This is a genomic window from Streptacidiphilus sp. MAP5-3 (assembly GCF_041262505.1).
Taxonomy (GTDB): domain Bacteria; phylum Actinomycetota; class Actinomycetes; order Streptomycetales; family Streptomycetaceae; genus Streptacidiphilus.
In genome coordinates this window covers 1-14179 of the sequence record NZ_JBGCCL010000020.1, presented here as the reverse complement: position 1 = coordinate 14179, position 14179 = coordinate 1, and the positions used below count along the sequence as shown (strand labels likewise).

The following is a 14179-nucleotide window of genomic DNA, read 5'->3' as shown; positions in this document are numbered from 1 at the left end:
GATCTACCAAGATAGCCCAGCCGCCACGGGCGGAGCAAACGACGTGGTGGAGACCCGGATCACACGCTCCTCAGCTCCCGGACGCGCTGGCAGAGGGGCTGGCGGAGCTCGGCGACGGCGAGGGCGGCGGGGTGGACGGAGCCGGAGTGGACGGCTGCACCCGGGAGGGGCTGGGGGTGGGCTGCGAGGGCGGCGTCACCGTCGGCCGGACGGCACTGGTGCTCGGCAGCGGGGTGACTCCGACCGGCTGACCGCCGACCTGGGGCGAGGGAGTGCCGCTGGGGCGTGCGCCCGGTGTGGGGGCGCCGGCAGGGGCGCTCATGCCCGGCGCCGCGCTGGGACGGTCGCCGCCGCGGTGGCGCGGCTGCTCCGTCGTCCGCGTGGTCACGCCGTCCTGCGAGCCGCCCGCACCCGCCGGCGCGGCCGTCGGCACGCCGGCGCCCGTGGGCGTCGCCGCCGGACCCACCTCCATGCACCCGGCCAGCGTCGGCACCGCACCGACCACGGCCCCGGCCACCACCACGAACGCGAGCGCCCGGCGCGCCCCGACTTCGACCTTTCCCACCGCGTCCGGCCCCGCTTCCTCTACTGCGCGTCCTTGCCCCCGACAATCCCTTCCCACTCCAACGCGCCCCCCGGCCAAAGGACACGCACGCGTCAACCCGCCCCCGCGATTCCCACCCCACCGCTCACCCGTACCCGAGCTCGTGCAGGCGCTCCTCGTCGATCCCGAAGTGATGACCGATCTCATGCACGACCGTCACCCCGACTTCGCGCACCACCTCGTCCTCGCTCCGGCACATCCGCAGCGTCGGATTCCGGTAGACGGTGATCCGGTCCGGCAGCACCCCGGCGTACCACTCGCCGCGCTCGGTCAGCGGCGTGCCCTCGTACAGCCCGAGCAGCTCGGGCCGCCCCGGCACGGGGTCGTCCTCGACGAAGATCACCACGTTGTCCATCAAACGGGTGAGCTCCACGGGAATCCGGTCGAGCGCCTCCCCGACCAGCTCCTCGAACCGCTCCCGTCCCATCTCCAGCACGACTCGGCCCCTGACCTCGTAATCGATTTTGGCGTTCCCGCTCGCATCCCATATGCTTCTGAACGTCCCCGACGGCCGCAAGGAAGCCGGGAGGGTCCAAACGCCCTCATCGTCTAGTGGCCCAGGACGCCGCCCTTTCAAGGCGGTAGCACGGGTTCGAATCCCGTTGGGGGCACGGCATTGCCCGTGCATGTACGTTGTGCGCATGGCTCCGTGGAGCAGTTGGTTAGCTCGCCACCCTGTCAAGGTGGAGGTCGCGGGTTCAAGTCCCGTCGGAGTCGCTCAGGCTCCCTCGCAAGAGGGAACCTGGCCAGGTAGCTCAGTTGGTACGAGCGTCCGCCTGAAAAGCGGAAGGTCGCCGGTTCGACCCCGGCCCTGGCCACTCGTTTGACCAGCAGAAAGCCCCCGCTCGGTGATCGAGCAGGGGCTTTTTTCATGCCAGTTACGCCAACGCGTACGCCAACGGCTCAGCCCAGCTGCTCACCAAGGCCCTCCAGAGCCTTCTTCTTCTCGGTGAGCGAGGCATGGGCGTAGACCTTCATGGTCACGCCGATGTCGCTGTGTCCGGCGATCTGCTGCACGACATGCGGCGGCACTCCGAGGTCCAGGAGGAGCGTCACGCAGGTGTGGCGGAGATCGTGGAAACGGAGATCGAGGGCCAGCTTCCGCCGCAGCGGGTACCAGCTTCGCCGCACGTTGTCCGGCTCGATCGGAGTACCCACCCGGCTCGCGAACACGAGGCCGTGTTCCTGCCACTCGTCCCCCGCGCGGGCGCGCTCCTGGGCCTGTCGCTCCCGGTGCGCCTCCAGAGCCGAGACGACAAGGGGCGGAAGCGGGAGGGTACGGACCGAGGACTCGGTCTTGGGCGGCACCCGGGTCAGAGTGCCGGCCACTCGCTGCAAGCTGGCTTCCACGATCAGCGTGCCGCGCTCCAAGTCGATCGCCTCCCACTGGAGACCCAGGAGTTCCCCACGGCGCATGCCCATGACGAGTGCCAGGACGTACAGGGCGTGCAAGCGGTCGGATTCGGCAGCCTTGAGCAAGACTCGCGCCTGGGCCACGCTGAGCCCCTTGCCGGAGCTGTAGGCGGGTGACGGGACCTGAACTAGCCTGGCCACGTTACGAACGATCAGTTCCTCTCGCACAGCGCTCTGCAGAGCGTTCCTCAGAACGGCGTGGATGGACTGCACCATGCGCCGAGACAAGCGGGATTGGCAGCACTCCCCCGCCGCGCAGCAACGGGGCTTACTCCTCTTGGCATCCGTCCCGTGCTTGCAGCACTGGCACTCGCTGGCGACGAGGGTGAGCCAGGTCCGCACCTCCTGGGCCCGGAGTGTCCGGATCTTCTTGCGGCCGAGTCCTGGCACCAGGTGGACCCGCACCACACTTTCGTACCCCTGGGCCGTCTTCGGCCTGCGGTTGGTCCTGACCGTGGTTTGCAGCCAGTACTCCAGGTACTCAGCCAGCGTTGCATTCGTGTCCGGAGTCGGAACGCCCTGCATGTCTTGGGCCATGAGCAAGGTGATCTTCTGGAGAACGTCGTCACGGGTCTTGCCGTAGACGGACACTCGCTTGCGGACGCCCGAGGTCGTGGTCACGTAGGCCCGGCCGTGGTAGGTGCCGTTCTTACGGGGGTAGATGCTGCCATCGCCGTTTGCACGCTTCGCCATCAGACGTTCTCCTCAGTTCGGTTCTGCATGTAGGCGGCGACGCTGTCTGCCGTGAAGCGGCGGCAGCGGCCGATGGTGAAGCTGGCCAGTTGGTTGGAGTGGATGAGGTCGTAGACAGTGCTCTTGCCGACCTTGAGGACGGCCATGACGTCCTTGACAGTGAGCGCTTCGGGCACGGCGGTTGTCAGGGGGACTCCTCTGGGCTGGGTGCACGACGTGGAGACGTAGGGCAGCCGGGGGTTCTGGCCCCCTTCTCCCAGGGCCGCTACATCCGCTACGCCGCTACATCGCAGGTCAGCGGGGGTGAGTCTGTAGCGGATAGCTGGGATGTAGCGGCTACGCGTCGTTTGGGGCGCGGTGGGGCGGTTGGTGCGTAGCCGCTACATCGGGGTTTGCCGCTACACGCTTGGTGCCTCTGAGCTGGGCTGTAGCGGTGTAGCGGATGTAGCGGCTTCTGGAGAGGGGGGAGGGCAGTAGCGGGCCCAGGCGTCGGCCAGGTCCTCGCTGTAGTAGCCCTTGAGGACGGCGCCTGCGGTGCGGATGTTGCGGGGCATGATCGGCTCGTTGTTGACCGTCACGTACTGGCTGAGCATCTTCGACAGGCGGCGCGAGTCGAGCGGCTTGCCGTTCATCTCGCCCCACGGGGCGTCGTCCAGGGCGTTCAGCCGGTCCAGGACCGCGATGGTGGGCAGGCGTTCGACGCCGATCAGCACGTGGTCGCGAAGGTCGGTGAGCAGCCGGACGCCGAGACTGGAGCGGTCGTCGGTCTGGGAGGCCTTGACCAGGATCGTGCAGGCCTCACGGGCACGACGGGGCCAGTCGCCGCCTGCTGCGTCCGCGATGGCGAGCAGCGGTTCCCATACGTCGGCGGGCCGGTCGGTGACGCCGTCGGGCATCTCGGGCCAAGCCCCTGCGACGTGTTCGCGGATGGCTTCCGCCCAGGTGGCCAGGCGGTCGCGGAGCTTGTGGCCTTCCCGTTCGTGCAGGCGGGCCCGGTAGGGCTCCACCTTCTCGTTCCGGGCGCGGCGGCGCATGCGGATGATGACGGAGCGGGTCAGGATCGTGTCCGGCAGCGAACCGAGACCGGCGACGGCGACGGCTGTGTAGGAGGGGAAGGCCTGTACGGTTTGGTTGCCGCCGTCGCCGATGCACCGGTAGGTCACGCCGGTGCGGCGGTGTCCGGCGTTGAGGAATCCGCGCAGCTCTTCGTTGTCCCCGGCCTTGGGACCGAAGACGGTGTCGATCTCGTCGAAGAGGATCGTCGGCCGTCCGTCGGGCCCGCTGACGGCGCGGAAGAGGGCTGCGGCGGAAGCATTGACGGCCACCATCGGCCGTGGCACCAGGGTGTCCACGATCTCCAGTGCGCGGCTCTTGCCGCTGCCCGGTTCCGGGGACAGGAAGGCCAGGCGGGGTGTGGAGTCGAAGCAGTCGAGCAGGTGAGCGTGTGCGTCCCACAGCGCGACGGCCACGTAAGCGGCTTCGGTGGGGAAGATGTTGAACCGGCGGTGGAAGGCTTCCACCTCGTTGAGCAGCGCGGCCCCGTCCGGTGGTGCTTGGGGCGTGTGTGCGCGGGCGGTCATCAGGCGCGGGTGTCCTTCCTGGTGATGGAGCTGCCGCAGGCGAGCGCCTGCGGCTCAGGGCTGAAAGGCAGTGAGGGCGGCCTTCGGCCGACGCCCCTCGGGCGCGGACGCCAGCAGCGGGCGGGGCGTGTCGGCGTCCGCGCGGCCGATGGGTGGTGCCGTGAGGCTCTTAAATCGGGGATCGCGTGGGGCCCGGATTGTTGGCGATCGACCAGTTCAGGGCGTTGGTGATCGTGGCGCGGCACTCGCGCTCGGTCAGCCCGCACAGACTCCCCGCCGACTTAAGAGCCTCTTCGACCCGTGCCCGGGTGAGCCTGCCGTCGGCGACGAACCTGCCCAGCGCACGCGCTGCCCGGGTCAAGCGCCAGTTCCGTTCCCCCTGGCCTGCGTTGGCCACGGCGTCGTACTCGTTCGCTAGAGCGGCTTCGGCATAGCCCGCCCCGCGTCCGCTGCTGCGAACGGTGGTGACGGCGGGTCGAGGCTTGGGCGCCAGCAGGGTCAGCAGCCATGCAGGCAGCGGCGCAGGATCGTCCAGATTCTCCAGGGCGTATGTGCCGGTGGGGGTGGTGCTGCCGGGGGCGACGACGTAGCCGCCCCATCCTCGGGTGTCGACCATCGGCCCGAGAGTGCCTGCGGTGTTGCCCAGCCGGACCCCGGGCGGGGCGGTGAAGTACAGGTGCCACCCGCCGCCCGCAGTCCGCACCGTGCGGGTTGCGGGCAGGAGTTGTCCGGCGCGCTCGCAGAGCGCCTTGAAGGTCGTCATGCCGCAAGGCATGTCCGAACCGTTCTTCGGCGCGTCCAGGTCGACCACCAGCAGTCCGGCCGGGCCGGTCGCGATGGCGACGTTCCCGGCCGGGGCCTGCCGCCACCAACCGCGCACGGTGGCTTCGTTGGTGGTTGCGCGCTGCTCCCACTTGGCATGCCCGCCCGCGCATGGCCCGATGCCGGGACAGGTGCTCTCGCCGTGCAGGGCAGGTTTCTTGGAGCCGGGGCGGAGCGGGAAGACCGCCCAGTCGCGCTCTACGGCCGCCAGAGCGGCGTTCGTCAGATCGAAGGGGGATTCCATCCGGAACAGTCCTCTCAAGCCCCCACAGGGGCACTCAGGGCCTTCCGGGCACGGCAAGTGATCTCAACTCCCTTGCTGTGCCCGGAAGTTGGTGGATCCGTTGTCAGGCGGCGTGCTTGGCAGGCCGCTTCGGGACCTCGGGCACGTCCGGATGCTCTCCGGCTGTGTGGGCGAGGTATTCGGCGATCAGTGCCTGTACTTCCTTCGCGCCGATCACGGCCCGGGTCTGCCCGCAACGGCACACGTAGTGCGCCCTCGGGAGCTGCGTCGGGGAGTTCGCGTTCCAGTGGCTGCGCGGGTGGTGCGGTGCGAAGACGTAGATCCCGGGGTTGTCCTTGCTGGCCCAACTGGTGGGCATCAGGCGGCCCGCCGCAGCGGGATCACCTTCGCCAACGGCCTCTCTTCCGGCGCGGGTTCGCCGCCTTCGGGCTCGGGCGGCGAGGGCTGCTGGTCGGCGGCGTTCATCTCTCGGCAGACGGCCAGTGCGCCGCGCAGGTAGCGGCGGCGGGACTGCCCCGTCAGGACGCTGATGCCGAGTGCGCCGCCGAGGATGACGCTCGGGCCGAAGACGACCACGGCGGCGATGGTGTCGGCGTTCACGCGCCACCTCCGAGCGTCCGCGCGACGAGGGCGGCGACGGTGGGGCCGAGGTCGTCCAGGCGGGCGCGGATGCCCTGCCACGACTGGTCGTCGATCGCGAGCAGCGCGCCGAGGGCGGTGGGCAGGTCGCCGGTCTGGGCGGCGGTGAGGGCGTCGCGGAAGTGTGCGGCGGCCAGGGGGCGGATGATCGGGGCGTTCATGGCTGGTGCCTCCGAAGCATGCGGGTTTTGTTCACGGTGTGTGACAGGGAGGGAGGCGCGTCCGCTCTGGAACACGTGTTTTCGGGGTGTTCCGGCAGGTCAGGAGCGCGTCCCTGGGAGCCTCCCCGTGACGTGTTGTCACAGTTCAGGGCAGGGATGGGGGTTCAGGGAGGCGGAGAGGGAAAACTCCCTGCCTCCCTGAACGCCTCCCTTTACTCCCCGTGACTTTCGGCGGCGTTGTCGTCGCGTCGGGCGAGGGCGGCGAGGACCTTGGCGCGGGTGACAACCATCTGTCCGTCGCTCCTGTGCGGGGCCGCGCCGACGCTCTCCAGGAGCTGCTTCAAGTCCTGCGGGGACCACGCCCGGTAGAAGGCGGGGTTCAGGTCGGTGAGCCGCTGGAGCACCTCGCGGGTCAGCATGCGCTGTGCGTCGCCGATGACGGTAGCGACGTCGTCGAGCGGGTCCACGACCGGCGCGTCGTTCTTCTCGGTGGCAGCGCGGGTGACGACGGCGGTGCGGGCGGCCTTGGCCCGGTCGGTGATCTCGATCGCCTCCGGGTCGGGGATGTAGTGTGTCCGCACTGTGATCGAGGACTGGCCCGGTGCGAGCTTGATCCCGTCGCCCGTGACGACCAGGGTGCCCTTGTCCAGGCCCTGGCGTAGCAGGTGCGGGGCGGCGCCGCCGTTCACGGCCTTGTCGCCCAGCGCCATGCGGGACTGGGACTCGGTGCCCAGTACCAGCGACGCGCGGATGTGCGCGCCCTCGCGGACCAGCTTGGGAAGGTTCTGGTCGGTGGGGTCCTGAGTGCCCTGCCAGAGCGTCACGTTCACGGCACGGCCCTGGTTGTGGATCTTCCGGGCGGCCATGAAGTACCGGCTGGTGGCCTTCGTGCCGCCGTAGGGGCGCTTGTCCGCCCCGACGGCCGGGCACATGAACGCCACCTGCGCCTCATCGACCAGGAGCACCAGTGGCGGGAACACGGTCCCGGGCGGGGCCATGAGCCGCCGTTCCATCTCCTCCACGCCCTCTTCGAGCATCTCGGTGACCTCGATGACGTGTTCATCGGTCGGACCCTGGATCAGCACGGTGGCCAGGCCGTCGAACATGGCCCAGTCGCCGACACCCTTGAGGTCCCCGATGCGGAACTCCACCGTGGGGTCCAGGCACAGCCACAGCGCCAGCGCCCGCAGGGACACGGTCTTGCCCTGGTTCGACAGGCCGGTGACCAGCAGGTGCCGCTGGAACAGGCTGAGCAGGGCGGCGTCGCCGCGCAGGTCCTGGCCCCACGGGGCGCGCCCGGTCTTGTAGTTCGCGGTCGCGGTGGTGTCGGTGACCAGCGGGGACGGGCCGATCGGCTGGTCCAGCGCGCCGGAATCGGCGATCCACAGCCGCACCGTGCGCGCAGCGGCCGGGATGGTGATGAACACTTCGTGCTCGTGCCGGTTGAGGTTCTCCGCGAGCTTCCGGCGTCGGTTCTGCACTTCCACCGTGGTCACGCCGGTGGGGAGTTGGACGTCGACTTCGACGCCGCATCCGGCGATGGTGATCGGTCCGAGCATGCCTGCCCCGGCGTCGCCCATCTCCAGGATGGCCTTCCGCAGCGGGGCGATGCCCAGGTCCCGCAGCGCCAGGACCACGCTCGACGGCGTGATCGGCTCACCATCGCCACCCGTGTTGGCGGGCAGGGCCCAGGACGGGGCGGCCTGGCGCTTGCGCCCGGCGTTCCAGCACGCCAGCAGCGCCAGCGCCGGGGCGACGGTCAGCATCGGGCCCCAGACGACGGAGGCGATGTACACGACCATGGTCGCCAGGTGGATCGCGAACATGGCCGGGGCGATGGTCTCGCCGACGTGGTGCGTGCTGATCGCCATCGCAATGCCGAGCGCGAGCAGGCCTGCGGCGGTGGCCAGGGTGCCGACAGCCAGGCTCTTCGCGAGCCGGACAGGGGCGGTGATCAGGTCCATCCGCCGCTGATGGCGGGCGGAGCGGAATGCGGCGGCGCGCTGCTCCCACTCCATGGCGACTTCAGGCTGACCGGCAGCTTCAGCGGCCCGCATCATCCGCTCGTATCGGGCCGTGGTCCGGGACTCCCACCCACGGCGGGCCAGGATGCCGGCACCGGCGGTGGCGAACATGCCGTGCCGCACGGTGAACCGGGCAGCAGCCGCGGTGCGCTCATGCTTGGCGAACCGGTGCACGAGGCGACCGGCGGCCACGACGCGCGGCGGCACCGTAAGCCACCTGCGCACCGGCTGGACCGTGGCCACCGTGTCCACCACGGTCGGGATGTCCGAAGCGGCGGGAGCGGGGGTTTTGCTGAGCAGGTCGGGGAACGGCAGGACCGCCGCACCCACGGTGTCCGGGACGGCGTCTTCGACAACCGTCGTGCCGGGCTGGTCGTTCAGCGGATCGTGGTTCACTTCAAGTCCTTCCAAGCTCATCGGGAGGAGCCGGGGCGCACCGGATGCTGTCCAGGCGGGTGCGCCCCGGGCTGACGTGCTCAGGCGGCGAGTGCCGCTGTGTCGTGGCAGGTCACGCAGGTGCCGAGCGAGCGGGGGATCACGTAGCCGACGTCACGTCGGCAGGCGGGGCAGGTGCGGCGCGCCCGCATCGCGGCGGCGAGCGCCGCGCGCTTGGCCTCGGTCATCGGCCGGACCGGCCGGGCGAGGTCGACGCGGTACAGGTACGCGCAGCGGACCCCGCCCCGGGTCTTGCGGGAGCGCCACAGCAGTTGAGCGGCGACCGGCTGACCGCCAGGTCGAAGGGCTCGGGCCCGGAGCTGACGGCGCGTCGCGTACCCCTCCGGAGCAAGCCGGAACGGAAACGTCGGAATGCCGAACCGGACCCCGGTCGGGTCGTAGAACCTCACGCCGCGCCCTTATCCACGTCCGCGTCGTCGGCGGGCTCGCGGACGGAGTGAAGCTGAGGCGGCGCGGTGCGCTCGGACTTGAGCGCGTCCCGCAGTGTCCGCGCCTTCACGGCCGACGTGTGCAGCTCGGTCCGCAGCCGGTCGGCCGTCAGCTGGTCGTCCGACCAGTCGGCCGTCAACGACCGTGCTTCCGCCATCAGTTCGTCGGGTGTGCGGGTCGGGCGCTTGGCCCGTGCGGCGGGCGGAACCGATCCGGTCGCCCGACGCGGACGCGAAGTAGGAGTCGGCTCCGCCGGGGCCTCGGTCGGCTCGGGCAGAGCCGGGGCGGGCGCGGTGTACACGGGCGGGAACGGGTCGGTGTCGGCCGACTCGCCCAGGTCAGACCCCGACCGATTTGTCAGCAACTGTGCTGATTCTTGTTCGGGCTTGTGGTGTAGCACCTTCGCGACCAGATCCGACCCGAAGAAGATCGAGCCGACCGGAAGTGAGGTCGCCAGCAGCACCAGCGCCCAGTTGGCCGGTGCCCAGTCGGCCAGACCGACCCGACCACCCGACTGGATCGCGGGCACCAACCCGTGCACGTAGTTCAGCACCAGCGACGCGACCGTGTAACCGGCCAGCACCCGCAGGGAGAACTTCCGATCCCGACCCTCGGGCAAGACCAGCGCGGCGATCAGCGCCAGCGCCATCAGCCCGTCCACAACCAGTGGATAGACATCCGCAGCGACCGCGTCCGCGCCGATCGCATGCGCCACGTCCCGCAGCGCATGCCACGAGACGCGGAACGCCATGCCGACCACGGCCAGCAGACCGAGCACCAACGTGACCTTGGGCCACCGGTTCATCCGCGCGGCCCCCCGATCAGCGCGTGGAGCACGACCAGCACCAGCAGGTACGCGCCCGCCGCCCCGGCCAGAGCCGGAAGGCCGCACCGGTGGAACTCCCACAGCACCGCGCCCGCAGCCGTCCAGGCCACGAGCTTGGCGAACGGCCGATCACCCGCGCCGCCGCCCGGCCGCTGCGGGATGACGTAGACCTGCCGACGCCGCTTCATGCCGCGACCCCCGTCCGGAAGGCCCGACGCCGCGCCATCGCGGGGTGCCGCAGCGGGACCGGGGCCTGACGCATCACCAGCCGCGCATACGCGGCCAGCTCGGGGTCCTCGTCCGCCAGGTCCACCAGCATGTCGCGGGCAGCGTCCAGACGGGCCGTGCGGTCGATCTCGCTCTCACCGGGAACACCGGCGAAGAGCTGGTGGTCCACACCGAGCGCCAACTCGGCGAACTCGGACGTGTCGAAGGCCTCGTGGCCTGCAACCATGTACTTCACGGGTCTGCCTCGCTTCATAGCAGGGAGGCGACACGTGCGGGGGCGGTTGCTGTCCGGCCAAGGAAGCAGCAACCGCCCCGACGCATGTGTCGGGACTACTCGACAACCGAGCAGCCATGACCCCCGACGCCCTCGCTGAAGCGGGGCACGTCGAGGACCAAAGACACTCGTTTGATCACACCGACCCCGGTTGTCCGAGGTCAGCGCGCCATCACTTACGGGAGCGCGCTCCCGCTCTGGGCAGATGACTCGCCCTCCGGCTGACAAGGCGCCGGGTACCTCCCCCCGACCAACGCGGGGCTCCTGGAAGTGCATTTATGCAGGTCAGAGCAGCCCAAAGAAGGGGCCTTTCTGCTCTCTGCGGTTGTTCGCCGCTTCGATGTCTCCAACATACGCAGCCTGCCTAGGGAGGTCAACCAGGCTATCCAGATCAGGCTCCCTGACTTTGCTGACCGGGTGCCGTAGCATGGCGGCATGAGCCTGGATCCGAATGACCCGCGTCCGCCGTATGTGCAGGTCAGCAGCCTTCTACGGGCTGCGATCCTGACCAAGAAGCTGCTTCCGGGTGACCAGCTACCTTCTGGCCCGGAGCTGATGAAGCGCTACGGAGTCGCCAAGGCAACCGTCGGCCGCGCGATCGACACCCTTCGAGACGAAGGCTTGATCGTGACGCGGCCGGGCAAGGGCTCCTACGTCCGCGATAGGACGGAACGGCCGATGGGACTGCGACCTCACCTTGAGGTCGCGTTCGAGGAACCCGAGGTGACCGTCGACTTCGCTGGCTTCTCCAGCGAGACGCTCCACGGCGCGCTGCGAGAGCCTTTGGACAAGGTCCGGTCCGGTCGCCTCACCCCGGAGTCAATCGCCGTGCGGCTGATACTGCCGGACACCACCGTGCCCATGGCCGTGCCGGTTCTGGTGGACGGCCTTCAGGACGACCCAGCGCTACGGGTCCGTGCCGAGGACATCGCCCGGACACATGCCGGTGGAATCGCCAAGGCTGTCGGAGAGCTGGCGGAACTCGGACTGGTCAAGTCCGCGACGGTAGAGACGAAGTTCCACCGCGCCTCACCGCTGTTCAAGCTCTACATCATCAACGGGACCGAAGCGTTCTTCGGCTACTACCCGCTGCGCGATAAGACCGTGACTATCAGCGGGGAGTCCAAGACATTCTTCGACGTTGGTGGTGTGGATACCACGCTGTTCCACTACACGGCTGGACCGGATGACGAGTCGATGGGCTCGAAGCACGTCCAGCAGTCGAAGCTGTGGTTTGACAGCCTGTGGAACACGATCGCGTTCGAGCGTGACGCGCGGTGACTGTGACGGTCTCGCTCGCGGAGCAGCTGCGCCCAGTGCAACACGTAGTGCTCGACTTCGATGGCCCAGTCTGCTCGGTCTTCGCTGGCTTCCCTGCACCCGTCGTTGCGAATCGGCTTGCCTCGGGGCTGGGCAACGCGCCGGACAACTGGCTAGCCGAGGAGGACCCGATGGCACTCCTGCGGCAGGTGAGCGCAGAACGCCCCGAAGCCACCATGGCCGCAGACGAGCTGTTGGAGCGCCTGGAGGTCGAAGCAGTAGGCACAGCCGAGCCAACTCCTGGAGCTGAGGCCGTCATCCGAGCATGCGCCGCATCCGGTCGGCGAGTCTGGATGGTGAGCAACAACGCGCCCCGCGCGATCGAGGAATACCTCGCCGCGCGGGACCTGCGCCAGGAAGTCTCAGGAGTTTTCGGCCGTCCGATCGGCGATCCGTCCCTGATGAAGCCGAATCCTCACCTGCTCCTGGAGATGCTTGCCGCCGCCTCGGCTGAGCCGACCGGGTGCGTGTTCGTCGGCGACGCCGTCACAGATGTACAGGCAGGGCTGGCAGCAAGCATGCCCACCATCGGATACGCCAACAAGCCGGGAAAGGACGTCGCTCTGGCACGTGCAGGTGCAACGGCTGTGGTCGACTCCATGCACGTCATCGCAGAGGCTCTCACCCGAAGCAGTTGCGTTTGAGGTCGGCGCGACAGACTGCAGTCCGCTTCCTCGTCCCTGTCCCTGGCGGGCCGCAGCTCCCATCTTCAGGACATGGCGGCCCGCCGGAGATGTACCAGGGCACGAGCGGCCCTCTCGTCGTGGACTGCCTACAGCTGCATCCACTCAGGCGGCTTCACGCAAGCGTTCATTGAAGTCAGCCACCGGAATCCAGATATAAGCCTTCCCTACTCGACTCTTCGACAGGAGGCCTTTAGCCTCCAGGCCAGTAAGGTCTTGGCGGGCCGTCTCATACGCCACCCGATGACTATTCATGTGCGACTGGGCAGTGAATGATGCAGCAGGGTTCTTGGCAGCGTGTTCAATGATGGCAAGCTGCCTGTGATTAAACTGCCCCGGAGAGGCAGAGAGGCTCCGTTGAATTTCCTTAAGCTCGCCCATCTTCTTGGCTAGATAGTCATGAAGCTGCCAAATAGAGCGCTTGAGGACCTGGAGTTGATAGATATGGAAATAAGTGAGGTCATTATCGTCATCCTCACTATAGAGGTAGCTCCGCGCATACTTAGAAGGGGCGGCCTTCAGAATTGGCGAGATGGCAAGGAATTCGGTGAGCCAGTAGCCCTGATTTAGCATCGACCAGTAGAAGAGGATCCTGGCCGTCCTACCGTTGCCATCTTCAAAAGGATGCTCATAACCCAGCATAAAATGCAGCGTAATCGCGCGGAGCACTGGAGGGATATATCCGTTGCCGAGCTCCCCATTGGCAAACCGGCAGAGCCGTTCCATTCGCTCTGGCAGTTGATCCGCCTCTGGAGGAACATGAAGCTGCACGTCATCATTGCTGTAGACGCGCACTCGATCCTCCCCCGGCAGCTGAAACCTTCCTGAGGCATCAGGGTTCTCAAGCGTTCCGTCTGTTACGACACGGTGAATCTTGCAGATCATATCCACCGTGAGCTTCTCGGAACTGAGCCCCCCCACCAGGCGCATTGCCTGGTAGTTGTTTATGATCATCCGCTCATCCCGACTACGGGGAGGACGGCCAGTTCGCAACATCTCCTTGGCTACCTTGCGGCTGGTCGACGCGCCTTCAAGCTGACTGGAAGTGATGGATTCTTCAATCAGCGAATTCACCAGATATCGATCACGCGTGGCAGGATTCGTAACTTGCTCGCCAAAGGAGATCTGCCCACTCGCATCTCGGGCAATCTCCTCGACGGGCTGAAGCACGACATCCGGCATGGTGAAGCTGAATGGTTTCCCTGCCTTATCAACGAGAGGCAGCACGCGTCGCATGTTAGAGCGGGCAATTTTGAGGCCTAGCCACCATTCCTCGTGAGTGAGCCCAGAGGGCGGTTGCTTGTAGCGAAGTTTATCCCAGGGGAAATATGGGTCAGCAGGCCCCTTCTCGGGGAGTTCCATTACCTTCATCAGCTTCTCGGGATTATGGGAAACGTCCGCGATAAGCGACTCAGTCTTCGGAGGGGGCATTGGCTTCTTCATTACGCCTCGTCTCTGTCGGACTGCCGCAATTTCCTAGGGTGCTGCCTCGCCAGCGGGAGCCCCGGACCGACTCCAGGCCCCCAGCCAGACAGCCAACTACTAGCTCCTACTAGTAGCTACCAATCTAGTAGGAAGCCGCCCACCAAACCAGCAAGCGCCCACCACACAGCACCCAAGCCCCCTGAGACACCACCAAAGCCCAGCCAGACAGCCAACTACTAGCTCCTACTAGTAGCTACCAATCCAGTAGGAAGCCGCCCACCAAACCAGCAAGCGCCCACCACACAGCACCCAAGCCCCCTGAGACACCACCAAAGCCCAGCCAGACAGCCAACTACTA

Annotated in this window: 17 protein-coding genes and 3 tRNA genes; 5 read left to right on the top strand and 15 right to left on the bottom strand. The window is 67.6% G+C overall.

The annotated features are described in order from the left end of the window. Positions 1-70: 70 nt before the first annotated feature. Both ABH928_RS25465 and ABH928_RS25460 read right to left on the bottom strand, forming a co-directional pair. On the bottom strand, positions 71-565 hold the full coding sequence (locus ABH928_RS25465; RefSeq protein ID WP_370070434.1) for a hypothetical protein: 495 nt from the start codon (positions 563-565) through the stop codon (positions 71-73). A gap of 124 nt (positions 566-689) precedes the next feature. Beyond that, a complete protein-coding gene (locus ABH928_RS25460) occupies positions 690-1040 on the bottom strand; it encodes a metallopeptidase family protein (RefSeq protein WP_370070432.1) in 351 nt (116 codons plus the stop codon). Between the two features lie 102 nt (positions 1041-1142). Between ABH928_RS25460 and ABH928_RS25455 the strand changes: the two genes are divergently transcribed. The 3 genes from ABH928_RS25455 to ABH928_RS25445 all read left to right on the top strand — a co-directional run bounded on the left by ABH928_RS25455 (position 1143) and on the right by ABH928_RS25445 (position 1422). After that, positions 1143-1215 (top strand) — tRNA-Glu (locus ABH928_RS25455). A gap of 32 nt (positions 1216-1247) precedes the next feature. Beyond that, positions 1248-1321: transfer RNA gene (locus tag ABH928_RS25450), tRNA-Asp, on the top strand. 27 nt (positions 1322-1348) lie between these two features. Then, positions 1349-1422, top strand: a tRNA-Phe gene (locus tag ABH928_RS25445). 85 nt (positions 1423-1507) lie between these two features. On the opposite strand, the gene xerC is transcribed toward ABH928_RS25445, so the two are convergent. From xerC to ABH928_RS25385, 12 genes are all read right to left on the bottom strand, one after another. Beyond that, the gene (gene xerC, locus ABH928_RS25440; protein WP_370070430.1) at positions 1508-2710 is read right to left on the bottom strand and encodes a tyrosine recombinase XerC; all 1203 of its coding nucleotides are present in this window, start codon (positions 2708-2710) and stop codon (positions 1508-1510) included. Then, positions 2710-2886 carry a helix-turn-helix domain-containing protein gene (locus ABH928_RS25435; protein WP_370070428.1) on the bottom strand — a complete coding sequence of 59 codons (177 nt, stop codon included), beginning with the start codon at positions 2884-2886 and terminating at the stop codon, positions 2710-2712. The genes xerC and ABH928_RS25435 overlap by 1 nt, the downstream gene beginning before the upstream one ends. 222 nt (positions 2887-3108) lie before the next feature. After that, positions 3109-4290 carry a DUF3631 domain-containing protein gene (locus tag ABH928_RS25430; RefSeq protein WP_370070426.1) on the bottom strand — a complete coding sequence of 394 codons (1182 nt, stop codon included), beginning with the start codon at positions 4288-4290 and terminating at the stop codon, positions 3109-3111. Between the two features lie 169 nt (positions 4291-4459). Continuing rightward, on the bottom strand, positions 4460-5356 hold the full coding sequence (locus ABH928_RS25425; RefSeq protein WP_370070424.1) for a bifunctional DNA primase/polymerase: 897 nt from the start codon (positions 5354-5356) through the stop codon (positions 4460-4462). Positions 5357-5459: 103 nt separating this feature from the next. Continuing rightward, positions 5460-5714, bottom strand: coding sequence for a hypothetical protein (locus ABH928_RS25420; RefSeq protein WP_370070422.1), 255 nt, complete (start codon positions 5712-5714; stop codon positions 5460-5462). Next, complete coding sequence (locus ABH928_RS25415; RefSeq protein ID WP_370070420.1) at positions 5714-5956, bottom strand: hypothetical protein; 243 nt, start codon at positions 5954-5956, stop codon at positions 5714-5716. Before ABH928_RS25415 ends, ABH928_RS25420 begins: the two co-directional genes overlap by 1 nt. Further along, positions 5953-6156 (bottom strand): hypothetical protein, encoded by a 204-nt coding sequence (locus ABH928_RS25410; protein WP_370070418.1) that lies wholly within the window; start codon positions 6154-6156, stop codon positions 5953-5955. The genes ABH928_RS25415 and ABH928_RS25410 overlap by 4 nt, the downstream gene beginning before the upstream one ends. 212 nt (positions 6157-6368) lie before the next feature. Further along, positions 6369-8432 (bottom strand): ATP-binding protein, encoded by a 2064-nt coding sequence (locus ABH928_RS25405; RefSeq protein ID WP_370070611.1) that lies wholly within the window; start codon positions 8430-8432, stop codon positions 6369-6371. Positions 8433-8656: 224 nt separating this feature from the next. After that, positions 8657-9025: an RRQRL motif-containing zinc-binding protein gene (locus ABH928_RS25400; RefSeq protein WP_370070416.1), complete on the bottom strand. Its 369-nt coding sequence runs from the start codon at positions 9023-9025 to the stop codon at positions 8657-8659. Next, positions 9022-9870 carry a DUF2637 domain-containing protein gene (locus tag ABH928_RS25395; RefSeq protein WP_370070414.1) on the bottom strand — a complete coding sequence of 283 codons (849 nt, stop codon included), beginning with the start codon at positions 9868-9870 and terminating at the stop codon, positions 9022-9024. The genes ABH928_RS25400 and ABH928_RS25395 overlap by 4 nt, the downstream gene beginning before the upstream one ends. Continuing rightward, complete coding sequence (locus ABH928_RS25390) at positions 9867-10079, bottom strand: hypothetical protein (protein WP_370070412.1); 213 nt, start codon at positions 10077-10079, stop codon at positions 9867-9869. The genes ABH928_RS25395 and ABH928_RS25390 overlap by 4 nt, the downstream gene beginning before the upstream one ends. Then, positions 10076-10354 (bottom strand): hypothetical protein, encoded by a 279-nt coding sequence (locus ABH928_RS25385; RefSeq protein WP_370070410.1) that lies wholly within the window; start codon positions 10352-10354, stop codon positions 10076-10078. The genes ABH928_RS25390 and ABH928_RS25385 overlap by 4 nt, the downstream gene beginning before the upstream one ends. Positions 10355-10828: 474 nt before the next feature. Between ABH928_RS25385 and ABH928_RS25380 the strand changes: the two genes are divergently transcribed. Next, complete coding sequence (locus ABH928_RS25380; protein ID WP_370070408.1) at positions 10829-11674, top strand: GntR family transcriptional regulator; 846 nt, start codon at positions 10829-10831, stop codon at positions 11672-11674. Further along, positions 11671-12357 carry an HAD family hydrolase gene (locus ABH928_RS25375; protein WP_370070406.1) on the top strand — a complete coding sequence of 229 codons (687 nt, stop codon included), beginning with the start codon at positions 11671-11673 and terminating at the stop codon, positions 12355-12357. Before ABH928_RS25380 ends, ABH928_RS25375 begins: the two co-directional genes overlap by 4 nt. 144 nt (positions 12358-12501) lie before the next feature. On the opposite strand, the gene ABH928_RS25370 is transcribed toward ABH928_RS25375, so the two are convergent. Continuing rightward, positions 12502-13839, bottom strand: a complete 1338-nt coding sequence (locus ABH928_RS25370; protein WP_370070404.1) for a Fic family protein — start codon at positions 13837-13839, stop codon at positions 12502-12504. Positions 13840-14179: the final 340 nt, after the last annotated feature.

Bases quoted from the DNA above. Each gene is read 5' to 3' on its own strand.
- ABH928_RS25420 (WP_370070422.1), bottom strand. From the start codon at position 5,714: ATGCCCACCAGTTGGGCCAGCAAGGACAACCCCGGGATCTACGTCTTC.
- ABH928_RS25410 (WP_370070418.1), bottom strand. From the start codon at position 6,156: ATGAACGCCCCGATCATCCGCCCCCTGGCCGCCGCACACTTCCGCGAC.
- ABH928_RS25425 (WP_370070424.1), bottom strand. From the start codon at position 5,356: ATGGAATCCCCCTTCGATCTGACGAACGCCGCTCTGGCGGCCGTAGAG.
- ABH928_RS25380 (WP_370070408.1), top strand. From the start codon at position 10,829: ATGAGCCTGGATCCGAATGACCCGCGTCCGCCGTATGTGCAGGTCAGC.
- ABH928_RS25370 (WP_370070404.1), bottom strand. From the start codon at position 13,839: ATGAAGAAGCCAATGCCCCCTCCGAAGACTGAGTCGCTTATCGCGGAC.
- xerC (WP_370070430.1), bottom strand. From the start codon at position 2,710: ATGGCGAAGCGTGCAAACGGCGATGGCAGCATCTACCCCCGTAAGAAC.
- ABH928_RS25430 (WP_370070426.1), bottom strand. From the start codon at position 4,290: ATGACCGCCCGCGCACACACGCCCCAAGCACCACCGGACGGGGCCGCG.
- ABH928_RS25395 (WP_370070414.1), bottom strand. From the start codon at position 9,870: ATGAACCGGTGGCCCAAGGTCACGTTGGTGCTCGGTCTGCTGGCCGTG.
- ABH928_RS25390 (WP_370070412.1), bottom strand. From the start codon at position 10,079: ATGAAGCGGCGTCGGCAGGTCTACGTCATCCCGCAGCGGCCGGGCGGC.